Consider the following 936-nt stretch of genomic DNA (forward strand, 5'->3'; position numbering starts at 1 on the left):
AATTGGTTATGTCCTTGGTCTAAACAAGGTATGCCAAAAAATATTCGTGGTTCATACTATACTGGGATCAATACTTTTATTCTGTGGTGTATTCAATCAGAGAATAAGTATAAATCAACAACTTATGCTACTTTTAATCAAATAAAACAAAATGGTGGTAAAGTTAATAAAGGTCAAAAAGCACATCAAGTTGTTTTTTGGACTCCTTTAACGATCCAAGTAAAAGATAAAAAAGGTGAAGATACAGATAAAACATTTCCTTATATGAAGTTCTATAATGTGTTTAATCTAGATCAAACTACTCTAAACGATAAAGATATTATTGTTTCAGATGGTGCTGATACTTTACCTAATGTTGAACAGTACATCAAAAATACTAAAGCTGACATAAGATATGATAACAAACTTTATACTGGTAAATGTTATTATGTTCCGTCTTTAGATTATATTGGTATGGTTACTAAAGATAAGTTTAATAATTTAGATGGCAGTAATGCTACTGAAAATTATTATGCTACTATCTTACATGAACTAACACATTGGACTGCTCACGAAGATAGATGTAATCGTCATGAAAAATATAAATCTAAATATTTTGATGATATGGACAAATATGCTTTTGAAGAATTAGTTGCAGAGTTAGGTGCAGTAATTCAATCAACTATGTTAGGTGTTTCAATGAAACCTACTAAACATGCTTGTCAATATCTTAATATTTGGAAATCAAGAATAAAAGAAGACCCATCAGTAATGTTTAAAGCAAGTGCTTATGCACAAGCTGGTGTGAATCATATTCTTGAATTACAAAAAGAAAAATCTGTAAAAAAAGTTGCTTAATCTTCCCTAAAGCCCACTATTCAGAAGTGGTGGGCTACAACTTTCTCATTGTGTTTATCTCTCTATCATAAGTGTACGCATAAATCAATAAAATTTTTG

Annotated in this window: 1 protein-coding gene; it reads left to right on the forward strand. The window is 29.6% G+C overall.

The annotated features are described in order from the left end of the window. A partial coding sequence (locus tag B2U95_RS14065; RefSeq protein ID WP_296317245.1) for an ArdC family protein occupies positions 1-837 on the forward strand: 837 nt, incomplete at its 5' end. Positions 838-936 lie beyond the last annotated feature (99 nt).

Origin of the sequence: Winogradskyella sp. UBA3174 (assembly GCF_002364335.1) — a bacterium.
GTDB lineage: Bacteria > Bacteroidota > Bacteroidia > Flavobacteriales > Flavobacteriaceae > Winogradskyella.